Here is a 15,841-nt window from a genome sequence, read left to right on the forward strand (position 1 = left end):
GGATATAAATATCCTATCACAAAAGTTAAATTAAACCCGGGGTGGTTGAAAAATTCTACCCAAGCTGGCAGTAGAGAAGGAGGACCTGTAGTATATACTTGTACTTTGATGTTCTAAAGGTTCAATAACAATTAGCTCAAAAGTATAGGAATTAACAAAAGAAAGTCCATGAGAACACACGTGATGACCTTGTAGCGGAAGTTCACCGTGGTGTTCATCATCCTTATGATTCTCAGAATTTTTCTGATCTCCGTAGTGGTAATCTAGAAATTCAATAAAACCAATACCGCTATCTTCTGTTTGTTCATCATAGTGTTCAACAAGATTCGGTATTTTCAATAACTCACAACACCAATCCATCACTGGTCCCGAAGATTGGAACAAGAAAATGATAGATAAAAAAGTGGTTGTTAGAATTTTCACCTTGCAAAGATAAAAAATTTAAATACAACAGAAGTGCAAAAGTAGAACTTCCAGAAAAAAAGCTATTTCGCAACTTTTTTATGATGATTCATAAAAACTTATATAGGCGGGCTTATAAAAAGAAGAGCAATTACGGCTTTGGTAAAGTTAAAAAAATTATAATGAATTAAGAAACAGGACATGGAAATAAAATTTAGATATAATCCAGCGGGACTAAAAGAAAAAATGAGACTGATATTTACCAGCCATTTGAGTGGAAGGAGTCAGATATGAGACCTGTCTATAGAATAGATTTTTCGCAACAGTTGTCCCGGAAAAAAAATCAGTATCTTTTCATTTATATTTAATAAGTTGCTTAAATAATAAATAACATATACCTTAGCAGCATTAAAAATAATTTATGAAACTTGAAATAACCTGTACACGCGCTGAAGCTAACCATACACAGCTTTTAAATTGTCAAGCAACAATTGAAAATTTGGACCACGGTTTCCAGCAAATAACAAAACTCCTATCTATTGCCGGTAATGATGTGCGTTTAAAGATTCTCTTCCTTTTAAATATGGAGAATGAATTATGTCCCTGTGATATAGCAGACATTTTAGAAATGAGTATGCCGGCGATTTCACAACATCTCCGGAAAATGAAAGATGCCGGCTTCATTGCCTCCAGAAGGGAGGGACAAACTTTGTATTATTCGCTGGTAAAATCTGAAATCCAGGTTCTGGATAACATCTTCACTTCAATTAAATCATTAAAAAAATCCGCTTAAAATGGATACATCCCAAAATAAATCTAATAGAGCTGCTTTAGGCGGAGTAGCAGCAGCTATAGCGGCTTCTTTATGTTGTATTGCCCCGGTTCTTGCTTTAGTCGCGGGCACGAGTGGCATGGTGACTACCTTTTCGTGGATGGAACCTTTCCGGCCGTTTTTAATTGCTCTCACGGTGTTAGTTCTGGGCTTGGCCTGGTATCAAAAGTTGAGATATAGAAAAGAAGCTGAAAGTGATTGCGGATGTGCAGAAGATGAAAAACAATCCTTTTTGCAGTCAAAGAAGTTTTTACTGGTTGTAACATTATTTGCAGGGCTCATGATGGCTTTTCCAACTTACTCCGAGGTGTTTTACAGCCAGCCTAACAAGGAAGTGGTCTATGTCTCACAATCAAATATTGTTAAAGAGGTATTTGTTGTAGAAGGAATGACCTGCGCAGGATGTGAAGCACCGGTGGAAAGTGAAGTCAATAAACTAGAGGGTATTTTATCAGTCAAGGCGAGTTATGAAAATGCCAATACGGTAGTCGAATATGACAAAACAAAAGTAGATAAGGCTGCAATTATTACAGCCATAAGCAGGACCGGTTATAAAGTAGTAGATAAGTAACCTAAAAAAAGTGAGATGAAAAAGTATGATGTATTTGTAATAGGTTCAGGAATGGCAGGAATGAATGTTGCCAATAAATGTGCTTCTAAAGGCCTTAGGGTAGGAATAACAGATGAATTGCCCTATGGTGGTACTTGTGCCCTTCGTGGATGTGATCCAAAAAAGATCATGCTCGGCCCTACTGAAGCAAAACATTTGGCTGATAATTTTTACGAGAAGCAAATTTCTGAAGTGCCAGCTATTTACTGGCAAGAAGCAATGAAATTCAAACAGGATTTTGTGGATGCTATGCCACCTAAAATTGAAAAAGGTTACCAAAAAAACGAAATTGATACCTTTCATGAATCAGCAAAATTTATTTCTGAAACTCAATTGAAGGTAGGAAATGAAATTATAGAAGCCGGAAAGATCCTAATAGCTACGGGTGCAAAGCCGAGAAAGCTGGATATTCCGGGTGAGGAGTATGCTATTAGCAGTACAGATTTTCTCAATTTCAAATCCCTGCCATCCTCTTTGCTGTTTATTGGCGGTGGGTACATCGCTTTTGAGTTTGCACATATGGCTGCCCGTTTTGGCAGTAAAGTGATCATAATTCACAGGGGGAAAAGGCCACTGGAGAATTTTGATCCTTTTATAGTAGATCAATTAACTGAAGCTACCAGGAAGTTAGACATACAATTAATTTTGAACACCAACGTTACGGCGATTGAAGAGGCGAATGGGGCTTTTCGCGTAACCGGAAAAGGTGAAAGTGGGGAAAAGAAATGGGAGGCTGCGCAGGTGATTAATTCTGCTGGAAGGCCTCCTGCCATTTTTGATTTGGACCTGCAGAAAGCAAATATCGCCTTTGGTAAAAAAGGAGTTGAAGTGAATGAATATTTGCAAAGCACCACCAATCCAAATGTCTATGCTGCCGGGGATGCAGCAGATACAGATGGTATTCCCCTTACACCGGTTGCCGTTATGGAAGGGCATATTGTAGCATCCAATATATTAAAAGGCAACACTAAAAAACCAGATTACACCGCCATTCCCACCGTGGTTTTTACGCTGCCCACAATGGCTTCGGTAGGACTTACTGAAGAAGAAGCCACTAAAAAAGGTCTTAATTTTAAGGTGAACAAGAACCGTGTTCCCGACTGGTTTACCGCCCAAAGGATCAACGAGAAAACCTATGCCTATAAGACACTCGTCGAGAAAGAAAGCGGAAAAATTTTGGGAGCACATCTCATTGGCCCACATGCCGAGGAAGTAATAAATCTTTTTGCCCTGGCTATAAAAGTCGGATTCACTTCCAAAGATTTAAAAACCATGATCTTAACCTATCCTTCATCAAGTTCAGATGTGGTTTATATGGTATGATTAACTAAAAATAATAAAAAAATGAATTTTTTTATCACCAAATCAACAATCACTTGCCCCAATTGCGGCCACTCTAAACAAGAAGAAATGCCAACAGATGCCTGCCAGTTTTTTTATGAATGCGAAGAGTGCAAAGAAGTACTGAAGCCAAATGCAGGAGACTGCTGTGTATTCTGTTCTTATGGCAGCGTACCCTGTCCTCCTATCCAACAAAATAATACTTGCGGGTCGTCTAATTATTGCTAATAAATTGACAATAAAAAAGATGGTTCATGGATATAAGAATAGGTAAAAGTGCTTAAAAATACCTGTAGGTCAAAATCAAAAGATTTATAGAAGTGATGTTTTCTATTTAATAATTGTTTTATGAGTGATTATAAGAAAGGGAGTTTAACCCTTGCCAATGCAGTGGCAATGGGAACTGGAGTAATGATTGGAGCAGGTATTTTTGCTCTTCTGGGGCAAATCGCTGAACTCTCTGGACAATATTTCGCACTATCTTTTATAGTGGGAGGGGTAATTTCAGGATTTAGTGCTTATTCATATATTAAAATGGCCGATGCTTATCCTTCCGCAGGGGGGATAGCTATGTTCCTGAAAAAGGCCTACGGGAAAGGCACAATTACAGCATTTGCAGCTCTTCTAATGGCTTTTTCCATGGTGCTGAACGAAAGCCTCGTAGCCCGCACCTTTGGAACTTATACTATGCAGCTCTTCAATGGGAGCCAGGACAGCTTTCTGGTTCCGGCGCTGGGAGTGGGACTTTTGGTAGCTGCGTTTATTATAAACATTCTGGGGAACGAGATAATAGGAAAGACAGCGATGACTACCGCAGCCCTAAAGATTGGAGGAATTCTTGTTTTTGCTGTAGGGGCGCTGTGGGCAGCCGATTTTAATATCGGTTCCGCCTTACCTTCGCAAGGTCCGCAGAATAAGATAAGCGAATACATTGCCTCACTTGCTCTTTCCATTTTAGCTTATAAAGGCTTTACCACGATAACCAATAGTGGGGGTGAAGTAAAGAACCCTCATAAAAACATAGGCCGTGCAATTATACTTTCCCTGCTCATTTGCGCAACCATATATTTTCTCACGGCCCTGGCAGTGGGCGCGAACCTCAGCATTGAGCAGATTATACAAGCAAAAGATTATTCTCTGGCAGAAGCTGCTCGTCCACTATTCGGGAACTATGGACTTTATTTTACGGTGGGGATCGCCATAATCGCAACAATTACAGGAGTTATTTTCAGTATTTTTGCTGTCTCCCGAATGACTGCAATGCTTACGAACATGAAATTGATCCCGCACTCACATTTTGGAATGCCAGGAAACATTCAGCAACACATGCTGGTATATATTACAGTGCTTTCCATCACCCTTACCATTCTTTTTGATCTTTCGGGAATTGCTGCTATGGGAGCTATTTTCTATCTTATCATGGATATTATCATCCACGTGGGAGTGCTACGACATATGAAAGAAAAAGTAAAGGCAAACCCGGTGATTGTAATTACGGCTATTGTGCTGGACGTCGTTGTGTTATTAGGATTTATTTGGGTGAGGGCACAAACAAACTTGACGGTTATTATTGTTTCCGGAGCCCTTATAGTATTTACCTTTTTCGGGGAAAAGATTTTTCTTGGCTTAGGTAATAAAAAAGGAAAAGGGAAAGAGAAACATCATCACGAGGATTAATTTAGTCATAAAGGAAATATTTATAGGAAACTGAACCTCAGGTAAAGTAATCTGACTTAGTAAAATAGTATATCATAAAGCACAAATGACAACCTTACTATTAAATAATTTTGATGGAGAAATAAAACCTAATTCAAGCTTGTTGTCGTCTTGGGACTTTTTATCTGCTGTAAAAATTATTCCTGCATATTTTATTTAATCTGAGGTCATTTGTTATAATTTATATCGAAAATTTCGGTTATCTTTGGTTTACGGAAAAGAATTGAAGCGAAGGTTACCTTTTCGGTTACCTCGTTTTATAGAAGTAAGTTAATTGTTTGATAATCAAAATATTGTAGGTTGATAGATTAGTTCTGCCACCCCGACTTTAATAAGTTGTATTTTAAAACATTTTAAGGGTAATTATATGGTTTACATGTAGTTACCCTTTTTTTTTGGTTCAAATTTCAACAAACGATGTTAAAATTAATGTGAGTTCATCGTGAGTTCGGATCAATCCAGTTATTGTTATTTTTTTGTTGCAAAGGTGCCTCCAAAATGGCAATTATCAACCTTACTTAATTTATCGCCAACGGCTAAAAATCCGCTTATTCACAAACCGGAACTTCCAAATTAACCAAAAAATCTCCACTTACGGCTAAGTAAGGATGCTGACCGGCAGCTTTTTTTCTTCCCTCGAAAATAATATTAGCAAAAAAACCGGAATTTAGCGACTACCCTGCCCTCCGCTCCGGAATTGCTCACAACATAGATGAAAATCCTCACAACAGATAATCTAGTCCAGGGAGTAAATGGTAAGGCCCCCTCAGCAGATCAATACATGGAAGCGAGATTTACTAAAGGAGGCCGATATGGATTTTTCAAAGGCCTAAAAATCACAAGAATAAGAGAAAGAGGAAAAGAAAGACCAGCTTCTTAAAGTAATTCGCGAGCTTAAAGTGGAGAATGATTTTTAAAAAACACCTTGCGATAAAACCTTTATAGGAGCTTAGAACTATGATAAGCAATGGTTATTCAAAAAACAATATTGAAGTATAATAGTTCCTTTTAGATTTCTATTGGTACTGAAAATGAGGGAACATAAAACCAAATATCATGTTTCTCTCCAAAAATATAAAATGGAAGCATCCTGGTTTAAAACAGGCATTAAGCTATATCTTAAAGCAACCTCCAGACCTATTTTGCAATAAACCTGTTTCTTCTTTTTCAGAATTACTTTTTTCTGTACTCCCTGGGAGTGCAATTATTCAATTTTTGAAAAGCTGTATTAAAACGATTAATCGAATTGAATCCACAATCAAAAGCTATATCGGTAATTTTATTATTTGTGGTAATTAATTTCCGTTGAGAGTGCATTATTCTTTCCTGAATTATATAATCATAAATTGTTGTATGAAAAGCTTTTTTAAAAATCACATTAGCATAATCAGGGTGTAGCCCTATTTCTCTTCCAATATCAGTGATTTTAATGGGTTTCATAAAATTTTGAGCGATATATAATGCGATTTGTTCAACCTTGCTTATTTCATCTATTTTAATCTGTAAGCGCTCATCATTTTTTAGTGGGTAAAGCCTAGAGGTCAATCGTAGTAATCTCGCTCGCATTTCGTATAAAGTAGCTTCCGGTGTGTAATCTTCAGCAAGATCTTTTACCCAATTTTCAAAAAGAAATTTATCATACGTCGAATGCTCTCCTGAATCTTCTATGACAACCTGACCTTTAAGTATTCTATCAACGAAAAAAGAAGGTAGTTTCCATTCTAAAAACTGTGTCAATGGAATAGTGCATACAAAATACTGGGCAGATTTTGTAAAATTCACAATTTGGTGTGGTATAAGACCCCAGAACAGAGAAAAGCTGTTTTCAGGAATGATGACCTTAGATTTTTGAAAAAGATAGGTTATGTTTCCCCTTATTAAATAATTTATTTCAATTTCATTGTGTCTATCTGGTTTTTTCATCAAGTTGGGCGTCCATTGCTCACATGTTAAACCATATGGGTTAAATTCTTTTCGTTCTTCGTTAAATGTATTTAATTTATCGGGATTCGACATGTTTGAATGAATATCAGATTAGTATTGTAAATATATCGATGCTAAATTTACCTTTTTTGAAAATCCCATAGCCATTAGGCGAAAAATTTTAAACCATGATAAGAATAAAAATTAAATATTTATTGATTATTTTGATTGTCTTTTCTATTACAGTTTCTTGTAAGTCCATTGTAGAAGAAAAGGAGCAAAACTCAGCCTCAGAGGTAAGTTATATTAAGCCCAGAATTATAAACACTACAGATCTGGGTGCTGACCCTGATGACAAACAATCAATGGTACGCCAGTTCGTAAGTGCTAACGAGTTTGATATGGAAGGGTTGGTAGTCGCCACCGGGTGTTGGAGAAAAACACAAAGCAATACTGAAATGTTGGACACGCTTGTGAATGCTTACGAAGCGGTATACCCCAATTTAAAAGTCCATGCCGAGGGATATCCCACCCCGGAATACCTTAAATCAATTTCTGTAATGGGGCAAAAAGGATACGGTATGAGTGATGTAGGTACTGGAAAAGACAGTCCCGGTTCCGATTTAATTATTGCCTCGGCAGATAAAGACGATCCAAGACCACTGTGGGTTATGGGCTGGGGAGGCATGAACACCATCGCGCAGGCGATTTGGAAAGTACGCGAAACCCGATCTCCTGCTGAGTTAAAAAAATTCATTAGTAAATTGAGGTTGATAGATATTTTGGGGCAAGATGATGCAGGAGCCTGGATAGCCAAGAACTTTCCGGATGCTTTTTATATACGCGCTACGGGGGTGTACGGTTGGCAACCACCAAAAAATGGTGATTATCAACGTAATGACATTCAAAGCCATGGTCCGCTTGGCGCTATTTATCCAGATACGAAATGGGCTACTGAAGGAGATACGCCAGCGTTCATGCACATATATCCGAACGGGCTTAATGATCCCGAACAAATTGACCAAGGCAGCTGGGGCGGTAGATTCAGTTTTACCAAAAAAGCAGGTATCCGCAGCATGTCCGAAGTGGCAAAAATCGAAAAGGATGGAGAAACTAAATATGACCCGTATTATATGTATGGGAATACTGAAGAAGGTGCAGATGCGATAAAGCGTTGGAATGAGGGCTACAACAACGACTTTGCAGCACGTATGGACTGGAGTATCACGAGTAACTACAATGATGCCAACCACCACCCCGTTGCGGTGCTCAATGGGGATAAAACCAGAAGTGTTTTGCAAATGTCCGCATCCGTTGGTGACAAAGTTGAATTAAATGCCGGGGGCTCTTCTGATCCCGATGGCGATTCGCTTTCCTATAAATGGTCTTTTTATGATGAACCCAGTTCGTTTGATGGTTCGGTTCCCATTGAGAACAGTACATCTGCCAAGGCTACGATCGAAATTCCGGAAAATTCTGGGGGCAAAAATATACATATAATTCTCAAAGTTTATGATAACGGTTCCCCTAATTTGTACGCTTATCGCCGAATGATCATTAATGTTGGATCTTCAAAAACAAACGCAGTGGGTGGTATGGTAGAGCCAACTGCGGGAGCCCCGTACACACCTTTTCCGACCGATGTGGTGGTGACCAGGGTCAACCATTTTGATAACATGTGTTGGAAAATTGCAGCCGCTGGAGGGACATGGTATTTTGAAAATGGGGAAACTGATGGTCAAACAGGATTTAGCAGCGCTTTCGACCAGGCCGGAAACGACTGGATCGGCAATGATGCCGATAGGGGCTATAATAAATCTTCCAATAAAGGAGGTAAGCATGAGTATCGCGGTTGGCCGAATTTTGGTGAAGGTAATTTCAACCATCCCCAAAGAAACAGTAATTCAAAATCCTGGTGGGTCGATAAAAAAGGCAATAAGATAGCTTTCAATGAGAAATTGAAAGGAGACCATTTAATTATGAGAACCTCCAATCCCTCTTATGAACTGGAGTACCATTTCTTTCCTACCCATGCCGCCATTAAAATAATAAAGGCTGAAGACAAGTATGCATTTCTTTATGAGGGCCCGATTGGTGGTGAACAGGAAGCTTCAATAGAAAAAGATTACTATGTCTTAAAGGATGGTATTCACAGAGAGGTAAAAGAAGGTGGTCTGGGATATTTAGAACCTGAATTCGGGAACAAATTTCCTTCCCCGTTCTTTTATCTGGAAGATAGCGATCCAAAAGACCGTCAAATTTTCTATGTGGGCGTAAAAAATGTTGGACCCGAAACCGCAGGTGACGAAGGTTGGAGACAAGGAGAAAATATGGTGATTTTCAGCTTTGGCAGGGACGAAGATAAACGTGCATATTCCGGAACCGATGCCATTTGCGTATTCGGTTTTTATGAGAAAGGCCCGCATCAAGAAGTATCCGATTTTATAGAAGCAGGTCTGGAGAATCCGTTCAATCCCATAACGAAGCAATAAAAACATAACTTACATTAAATAATATTAACTTAAAATATATCGAAATGCAAATCTATGTGAAAACTATACTTCTTGCGCTGGTTGCCGTTGTGGCATGCAAACCCTTAGCTACCCAGGAACCGACTTCCTCTGAAACTACCTCCAATGAGCGTTATCGCGTTATCATTACATCTGACTTTCCACCATTTCCGGTGACCAATAGTGATCCTGATGACGTGCAGTCGATCGTTCGTTTCTTGCTTTACTCCAATGAATTAGATGTGGAGGGGTTAATTGCATCCGCCGGTACATTTGATATGGTTGCGGAAAAAGAAAATATCTTGGCCGCTCTTGATGAATACGATAAGGTTGACGAAAATTTACGAAAGCACGATGCCAAATATCCTACGGCCGATGCCCTTCGGGCCATTACCTATGAGGGCAAGGGCAATAACAACGGTATTAAAATAAAATGGGGATGTGACAAACAACCCGTTGAAGATATAATTGGAGAGGGTAAAAGTAGTGAAGCTTCAAATGCCATCATCGCCGCTGCCGACAAGCCCGACCCACGGCCAATATGGATCGGTGTATGGGGTGGCCCCAGAGAAATTGCCCAGGCCATCTGGGATGTCAGCAATACGCGAAGCGAAGAGGAACTGAAAACTTTTATCAGCAAGCTAAGAGTCTACTTGATCGCATGTCAAGATGCTTCGCATGAATGGCTCATGAACGAATTCCCGGACCTGTTCATAATCGAATCCAGGAAAACATACCATGGTATGTTTCACAGTGACAGTAAAGAATGGGCCCAGGAGAACATTATCAACAATCATGGGCCGCTTTGTGCCATCTACCCGCCGGAAGCCATGGCGGGCCCCGGAGTTATCGAGGGAGACACGCCCACTTTTTTGCATCTGATCAGTGCCAATCGGGGTATTAATGATCCTGAAGACCCAAGTCAACCCAGTTGGGGCGGAGAATATGTTCGCAAAGAAGGTACGAACCACTGGGTGGATGGACCTGGTGCGTCTGCTATTTCAAAATGGAAAAATGACTATCAGGCCGAATTCAAGGAACGGGCAGACTGGTGTATCGAATAAATTGGCTTAGGACAAGTGTTTTCAAATTTTCAAATAATACTGACGCGTTAATTTTAATAATTAACTAAATCCAGTTGTTCTTTGTCATTTTGATTTGTTTGTTAATCGATTAAGATTTCATTCAAAAAGAGTTTTATCGAATAGATCTCCAGTAATCGTACGATTTAATAAATTATGAGGTTGCTTTTTATATTTTACACGTTCCATAATAAGCTAGTTACATAATGAAAGACAAATCCGAATGTTGACTGCGTTTTTGGACTAACCCAATGAATTTTTATGGTCAAGTTCTGTTTTATCCATTTGAAGAAAGTCTCTATTTGCCATCTGTTACAGTAAAGTTTGGCTATTTCTAGAGCTGATACTTCATGGTTATTGGACCAAAAAGTAAAATCGATGTTGTAATTATTGCAATCTCAGTATAATCCATCGTAGTCCTTGCTCTGCGAAAAGCACACATATCGTGCATATGGAATAAAGCGGCAAAATCTATATAAGAAATATTGCTCCAGTTACAGGAACTAATACTATTAATTTATTAAACATTAAAAAAAGAAAAATATGAATTCTAAAATTTTTTTATTGATCCTTTATTTAATGCCCTCAAATATTTTATTAGGGCAAACCATGTCAAATAATCAGGGAATCCAACCCTATCACGAAAACCCCTGGTATTGGCAGTATAAAGGAGCGCCAATAATGTTAATTGGGGGGAGTGACGAAGATAACATCTGGCAGTGGACTGGTGAACAACTGACCGATCATCTCGATTTGTTAAAATCAGTAGGTGGTAATTATCTCAGGAATACAATGTCTGACAGAGATGAAGGCAATATTTATGCTCCCAAAGAGATTGAAGATGGGTTATATGACCTGAACCAGTGGAATGAAGAATATTGGAGCAGGCTTGAATTTTTCCTTAACGAAACAGAGGAGAGAGATATAATCGTGCAGTTAACGCTGTGGGATTGGTTTGATTTTTCTGCAGATCACCCGTATAATCCTAAGAACAACGTCAACTGGACAGTAGGCACTATTGAAGACAAAGAGGATTTTTATGGTGGCTCCATCTATGAGAACAAAAAAGCAGTGCTGGAGTATCAGCACCGGTATATTGATAAGCTACTGTCGATAACCCTGAACTACGATCACATCCTCTATAACATCAACAACGAGAGCACCATCGGGGCTGAATGGGAAACATATTGGGCGAAATACCTGAATGATGCTGCCAACTCACAGGCCAGAAACCTTCACGTTACCAGCATGCAGTTACTTCCGGGCAATTCGGTCCGCCATGTGATGACGAACAGGGATCTGTATTCCTTTGTTGAAGTCTCTCAAAATAATCAGAATGCCGCCGGATCCGTTGGTTACAAACATTATGAAAACCTGCTGCATTGGAGGAATATGATCAACGCTCAGCAAGAAGGGCCTATGCCGATGAATAATGTAAAAGTATATGGAGTGGGTGTAGGTGCTAACACTGCAAGCGGTACAGAACAGGAGGCGATAGAACGGTTTTGGAGAAATATATTTGCTGGTTCGGCTTCTGCAAGATTTCATAGGCCGGCAGATGAAAGGTGGGGACTGGGTCTCACTGAAAAAGCACAACGTACCATAAAGGCAGCTTCGATGTTTTTAGAAGAATTCGATCTTTTCAACGCAAAACCCTATGAAGGCTGCGAGACGATTGGTAATTCTATAAGGGCTGATTATTGTCTGGCAAATGTTGGTAACGCATATGCCGTGTACTTTCCCGATGGAAGATCTACAGTTGCGTTAGACCCGTGGGTCTATATGGAGGAGGTAACCATTAAATGGCTAAATCTAACCAGTGGTGAATGGGCAAAAGAAGAGACTATCACGTTAGACTGGACTGAGGTACCATGGGTAGGGCCTGACAGGGTTCTAGTCATGTCCCCGGGTAGCGGTATTGGAGGTCCTGAAGATGGTTACGGTAATGGAGATGCCTTTATCGGAATCATAGAACCCAAGGTCGACAATAAATAGATAAAAAGATATGAGTACTGATGCATTAATTTTTAAATGCTAAATAGTCCGGTTGTTCTTTGTCATTTTGAATTGTTTAATATTCGGTTAAGATCTCATTTAAAGGTGTTTTATCGAATATTGAGTTCCCTAATATTGGCACAATTTCATAGCTTGAGAGGTGGCTCTTTTAATCATGCTTAGCCAAGAGCCATATTTAGGCGTACAAAGAAAGTTAATTTTCCGGCGAAGTTCTGTAGTGGCTAATTCGGTTCGATTGGTGCCAGTGATTCCGGTTCAAGTGACAATTTATTATCCAGAGTTTTTTTGGATAGCCCAAAAAATCTGGCTACAACTTTAACTAGTTAAATTACTTAAAAACAATTAGATAAAAGGTTAGTCGAAGATCGGCTAGCCTTTTCTTGTTTATCTGGTAAGATGGATTTAATAGTTGCTTGGATTTTAGCTAATGCAAAAAATAAAACATGACTACCAACAGGTAAACAAATTTAAAAAAAGCTCTTTTTTAATTCATTAATTTGAACACTTTAAAATTCGCACTCTAACTTAACACTTCCTTAACTTATTTAACCATCACGTAAGGGTATTTAACTTTTAGCTTTCCCAACTGCAGCAATAAACTGCGTTCCTTTGTATATAATTTCAAAGTAAATATTGGGCAGGTTTACAAGAACCTGATGATGGCGTAAGTGCAGTAACCTATGTTGTGCGGGTACAAATTACTAGTCAAGAGAGCAATGGCTCATTTGACACCAAAGAAATAAAATATATATTGGTACAATAAAATCTATTACGAAAAGAAAGTTTTAGCTTTTTATTATGGAACATGAGTATTGGAAAAAAACTCTTCAACAACCAGCTAGGTAAACTGAGTCTTAATGAGTATAGAGCTTTCCAAAAAATTAACATAAGTGAATTTCACCTATATAAACCATTAATTAATTATCAATTTAAATATATAATAAAATGCGAACAATTTTTTCATTAATTCTGATCACTGTCATTACCAGTTCAGTACCTTTTCAATACGTAAAGGCCCAAAATCAGAAAAAAGAAAAACTACGTGTGATGATGACATCTGACTTTCCACCAATTGGTGTGGTAAAAAGTGGAGATGATGTACCTAATACTATGAAAAGTGATCCTGACGATATGCAGTCGATGGTTCGTTTTCTTTTGTATGCCAATGAATTTGATGTAGAAGGATTGATTGCTTCAGCCGGTACTTTTGCCATGGAAGCGCACAAAAAAAATATCCTCGGAGTACTGGATCAGTATGAAAAAGTTTATGATAATCTGATAACTTATGACCCGGATTTTCCTACAGCAGATCAATTGCGAGCAGTTACTTACGAAGGCAAAGGAAACAATAACGGGATCAGCATCAAGTTTGGTTGCGAAAAACAGCCCTATACCGATATCATTGGAAAAGGACTGGATTCAGAAGCCTCCAATGCCATCATTGCCGCAGTTGACAAGCCGGATCCCAGACCCCTTTGGATTGGTGTTTGGGGAGGGCCAAGGGAAATTGCCCAGGCATTATGGGATGTAAAGAATACACGGAGTCCACAGGAACTGAAAACCTTTGTCAGTAAACTAAGAGTTCATCTCATTTACTGTCAGGATGCTACACATGAGTGGATGATGAATGAGTTTCCTGATTTGTTCATCATAGAATCACGTAAAACGTACCAGGGAATGTTTGGTGGCGATGATCCGGTTTCAGATCTTAACTGGGTGAATGAGAATGTACGTTACAACCATGGTCCTCTATGCGATGTATATCCACATGAAGGCATGGGGTCTACTGGTGTCTGCGAAGGAGACTCTCCAACTTTTCTTCATTTGGTTAGTGCCAACAGGGGAATAAATAATCCGGAAGACCCTACTCAGCCCAGTTGGGGAGGACAATTTACCCGTATTAAGGGAACAAACCATTACGTGGATGGTCCGGGTAAGTCGTCCATATCCAAATGGCGTGAGGACTATCAGCAAGAGTTTAAGGATCGGGCGGACTGGTGTATTACTCCCAAATCAGAAAAATCAAAATAATGGATATCATGATAAAGAAAAAAAGTCATTTGTTTTTATACACTTCTGTTGTATTGGTAATATTTATGTCCTTTGGGGCTTGTGCCCAGAAGAATGCTGGTTCATTCAAACCACGTGTGATCAATACCACTGATTTAGGGGCTGATCCTGACGATATACAGTCCATGGTTCGTCAGTTGGTTAGCGCTAATGAATTCGACATTGAAGGATTGATTGTGGCCACAGGATGCTGGAAGAAAACCCAAGACAATACGGGGATGTTGGATGAAATTTTGGATGCTTATGAAGAAGCTTATCCAAACCTAGCTGTTCATGCCGCTGATTTCCCCACACCTGAATACCTTAAATCAATTGCTGTTATGGGACAAGATGGCTATGGCATGAGTGATGTGGGTATTGGTAAAGATAGTCCTGGGTCTGAACTCATTATAGCAGCAGCAGATAAGGATGATCCTAGACCTCTTTGGGTGATGGGATGGGGTGGAATGAATAATATTGCGCAAGCAATATGGAAAGTCAGAGAAACTCGCAGCCCAGCAGAATTAAAAACTTTTTTGTCAAAACTGAGGCTTTATGATGTCTTAGGACAAGATGATGCAGGTGCATGGATTGCAAAAAATTTTCCTGAGGTTTTCTATATCCGTGCAACATCCGTGTATGGTTGGCAACCTCCCAAAAATGGCGATTATCAACGTAATGACATTCAAAGCCATGGTCCGCTAGGGGCTGTTTATCCTGATACAAAATATGCTACCGAGGGAGATACACCTGCATTCATGCATGTCTATCCCAATGGTCTTAATGATCCCGATCAAATCGATCAGGGTGGCTGGGGTGGCCGGTTTAGTTTTAATAAAAAGGAAGGGATACGGAGCATGTCCGAAGTGGCTAAAATAAATCCAGAGGCAGAAACGCAATATGATCCATATTATATGTACGGCAATACAGATGAAGGAAGTGATGCCATCGAAAAATGGGAAGATGGATATAACAATGACTTCGCTGCCAGAATGGATTGGAGCATAACTCCTAAATACAGCGATGCAAACCATCATCCGATTGCAATATTGAATGGTGATAAAACAAGACAAGTGTTGGAAATGACTGCTGCAAAAGGAAGTACTGTTACCCTGGATGCCAAGGGTTCAAGTGACCCTGATAAGGATCAGCTCAACTACAGATGGTCTTTCTATGATGAACCAAGCACCTACAACGGAGAAATTACCATTGAAAATAGTAATTCATCAAAACCAAGTATTAAAATTCCCAATAATGCATCTGGAAAAAATATCCATATTATACTTGAACTATTTGATGATGGTAAGCCCAGTTTATATGCTTACAGAAGAATGATTATCAATGTGCCCTAAATAAGGTA

The 15,841-nt window shown here is 39.2% G+C and carries 12 protein-coding genes and 1 pseudogene; 10 read left to right on the plus strand and 3 right to left on the minus strand.

Going from position 1 to position 15,841, the window contains the following annotated elements; genetic code table 11:
- Nucleotides 1-30 precede the first annotated feature (30 nt).
- Entirely contained in the window at nucleotides 31-423 is a 393-nt protein-coding gene (locus tag RM541_RS13535; RefSeq protein ID WP_311500672.1) for a hypothetical protein, read from the minus strand.
- 400 nt (nucleotides 424-823) lie between these two features.
- Here RM541_RS13535 and RM541_RS13540 point away from each other — a divergent pair, with 400 nt between their 5' ends.
- The 5 genes from RM541_RS13540 to RM541_RS13560 all read left to right on the plus strand — a co-directional run bounded on the left by RM541_RS13540 (nucleotide 824) and on the right by RM541_RS13560 (nucleotide 4,862).
- A complete protein-coding gene (locus RM541_RS13540; RefSeq protein ID WP_311500673.1) occupies nucleotides 824-1,195 on the plus strand; it encodes an ArsR/SmtB family transcription factor in 372 nt (123 codons plus the stop codon).
- A gap of 1 nt (nucleotide 1,196) precedes the next feature.
- Nucleotides 1,197-1,805 (plus strand): mercuric transport protein MerTP, encoded by a 609-nt coding sequence (merTP, locus tag RM541_RS13545; RefSeq protein WP_311500674.1) that lies wholly within the window; start codon nucleotides 1,197-1,199, stop codon nucleotides 1,803-1,805.
- Nucleotides 1,806-1,820: 15 nt separating this feature from the next.
- Nucleotides 1,821-3,167: a dihydrolipoyl dehydrogenase family protein gene (locus tag RM541_RS13550; protein ID WP_311500675.1), complete on the plus strand. Its 1,347-nt coding sequence runs from the start codon at nucleotides 1,821-1,823 to the stop codon at nucleotides 3,165-3,167.
- Nucleotides 3,168-3,188: 21 nt separating this feature from the next.
- Nucleotides 3,189-3,413, plus strand: coding sequence for a GDCCVxC domain-containing (seleno)protein (locus RM541_RS13555; RefSeq protein ID WP_139067566.1), 225 nt, complete (start codon nucleotides 3,189-3,191; stop codon nucleotides 3,411-3,413).
- A 120-nt stretch (nucleotides 3,414-3,533) separates the two neighbouring features.
- Complete coding sequence (locus tag RM541_RS13560; RefSeq protein WP_311500676.1) at nucleotides 3,534-4,862, plus strand: APC family permease; 1,329 nt, start codon at nucleotides 3,534-3,536, stop codon at nucleotides 4,860-4,862.
- A 1,212-nt stretch (nucleotides 4,863-6,074) separates the two neighbouring features.
- Here the strand turns inward: RM541_RS13560 and RM541_RS13565 are convergent.
- Nucleotides 6,075-6,824: a helix-turn-helix domain-containing protein gene (locus tag RM541_RS13565; protein WP_311500677.1), complete on the minus strand. Its 750-nt coding sequence runs from the start codon at nucleotides 6,822-6,824 to the stop codon at nucleotides 6,075-6,077.
- Between the two features lie 188 nt (nucleotides 6,825-7,012).
- Between RM541_RS13565 and RM541_RS13570 the strand changes: the two genes are divergently transcribed.
- Entirely contained in the window at nucleotides 7,013-9,316 is a 2,304-nt protein-coding gene (locus RM541_RS13570; protein ID WP_311500678.1) for a DUF1593 domain-containing protein, read from the plus strand.
- Nucleotides 9,317-9,360: 44 nt separating this feature from the next.
- Nucleotides 9,361-10,398, plus strand: a complete 1,038-nt coding sequence (locus RM541_RS13575) for a DUF1593 domain-containing protein (protein WP_311500679.1) — start codon at nucleotides 9,361-9,363, stop codon at nucleotides 10,396-10,398.
- 275 nt (nucleotides 10,399-10,673) lie between these two features.
- Here RM541_RS13575 and RM541_RS13580 read toward each other — a convergent pair.
- Nucleotides 10,674-10,757: pseudogene (locus tag RM541_RS13580) on the minus strand (transposase); the annotation flags it as partial.
- A 202-nt stretch (nucleotides 10,758-10,959) separates the two neighbouring features.
- On the opposite strand from RM541_RS13580, the gene RM541_RS13585 reads away from it, so the two are divergent.
- From RM541_RS13585 to RM541_RS13595, 3 genes are all read left to right on the plus strand, one after another.
- Nucleotides 10,960-12,411: a hypothetical protein gene (locus RM541_RS13585; RefSeq protein ID WP_311500680.1), complete on the plus strand. Its 1,452-nt coding sequence runs from the start codon at nucleotides 10,960-10,962 to the stop codon at nucleotides 12,409-12,411.
- Nucleotides 12,412-13,377: 966 nt separating this feature from the next.
- Nucleotides 13,378-14,463: a DUF1593 domain-containing protein gene (locus RM541_RS13590; protein ID WP_311500681.1), complete on the plus strand. Its 1,086-nt coding sequence runs from the start codon at nucleotides 13,378-13,380 to the stop codon at nucleotides 14,461-14,463.
- Nucleotides 14,463-15,833: a nucleoside hydrolase-like domain-containing protein gene (locus RM541_RS13595; RefSeq protein WP_311500682.1), complete on the plus strand. Its 1,371-nt coding sequence runs from the start codon at nucleotides 14,463-14,465 to the stop codon at nucleotides 15,831-15,833. Before RM541_RS13590 ends, RM541_RS13595 begins: the two co-directional genes overlap by 1 nt.
- The last annotated feature ends 8 nt before the right edge of the window (nucleotides 15,834-15,841 follow it).

Origin of the sequence: Autumnicola psychrophila, from assembly GCF_031846645.1 — a bacterium.
Classification (GTDB): Bacteria; Bacteroidota; Bacteroidia; order Flavobacteriales; family Flavobacteriaceae; genus Autumnicola; species Autumnicola psychrophila.

What these genes read in the sequence shown, in the direction of transcription:
- RM541_RS13540 (WP_311500673.1), top strand. Translation starts at nt 824, where the DNA reads ATGAAACTTGAAATAACCTGTACACGCGCTGAAGCTAACCATACACAG.
- RM541_RS13575 (WP_311500679.1), top strand. Translation starts at nt 9,361, where the DNA reads ATGCAAATCTATGTGAAAACTATACTTCTTGCGCTGGTTGCCGTTGTG.
- RM541_RS13550 (WP_311500675.1), top strand. Translation starts at nt 1,821, where the DNA reads ATGAAAAAGTATGATGTATTTGTAATAGGTTCAGGAATGGCAGGAATG.
- merTP (WP_311500674.1), top strand. Translation starts at nt 1,197, where the DNA reads ATGGATACATCCCAAAATAAATCTAATAGAGCTGCTTTAGGCGGAGTA.
- RM541_RS13565 (WP_311500677.1), bottom strand. Translation starts at nt 6,824, where the DNA reads ATGAAAAAACCAGATAGACACAATGAAATTGAAATAAATTATTTAATA.
- RM541_RS13585 (WP_311500680.1), top strand. Translation starts at nt 10,960, where the DNA reads ATGAATTCTAAAATTTTTTTATTGATCCTTTATTTAATGCCCTCAAAT.
- RM541_RS13570 (WP_311500678.1), top strand. Translation starts at nt 7,013, where the DNA reads ATGATAAGAATAAAAATTAAATATTTATTGATTATTTTGATTGTCTTT.
- RM541_RS13560 (WP_311500676.1), top strand. Translation starts at nt 3,534, where the DNA reads ATGAGTGATTATAAGAAAGGGAGTTTAACCCTTGCCAATGCAGTGGCA.
- RM541_RS13555 (WP_139067566.1), top strand. Translation starts at nt 3,189, where the DNA reads ATGAATTTTTTTATCACCAAATCAACAATCACTTGCCCCAATTGCGGC.
- RM541_RS13590 (WP_311500681.1), top strand. Translation starts at nt 13,378, where the DNA reads ATGCGAACAATTTTTTCATTAATTCTGATCACTGTCATTACCAGTTCA.
- RM541_RS13595 (WP_311500682.1), top strand. Translation starts at nt 14,463, where the DNA reads ATGGATATCATGATAAAGAAAAAAAGTCATTTGTTTTTATACACTTCT.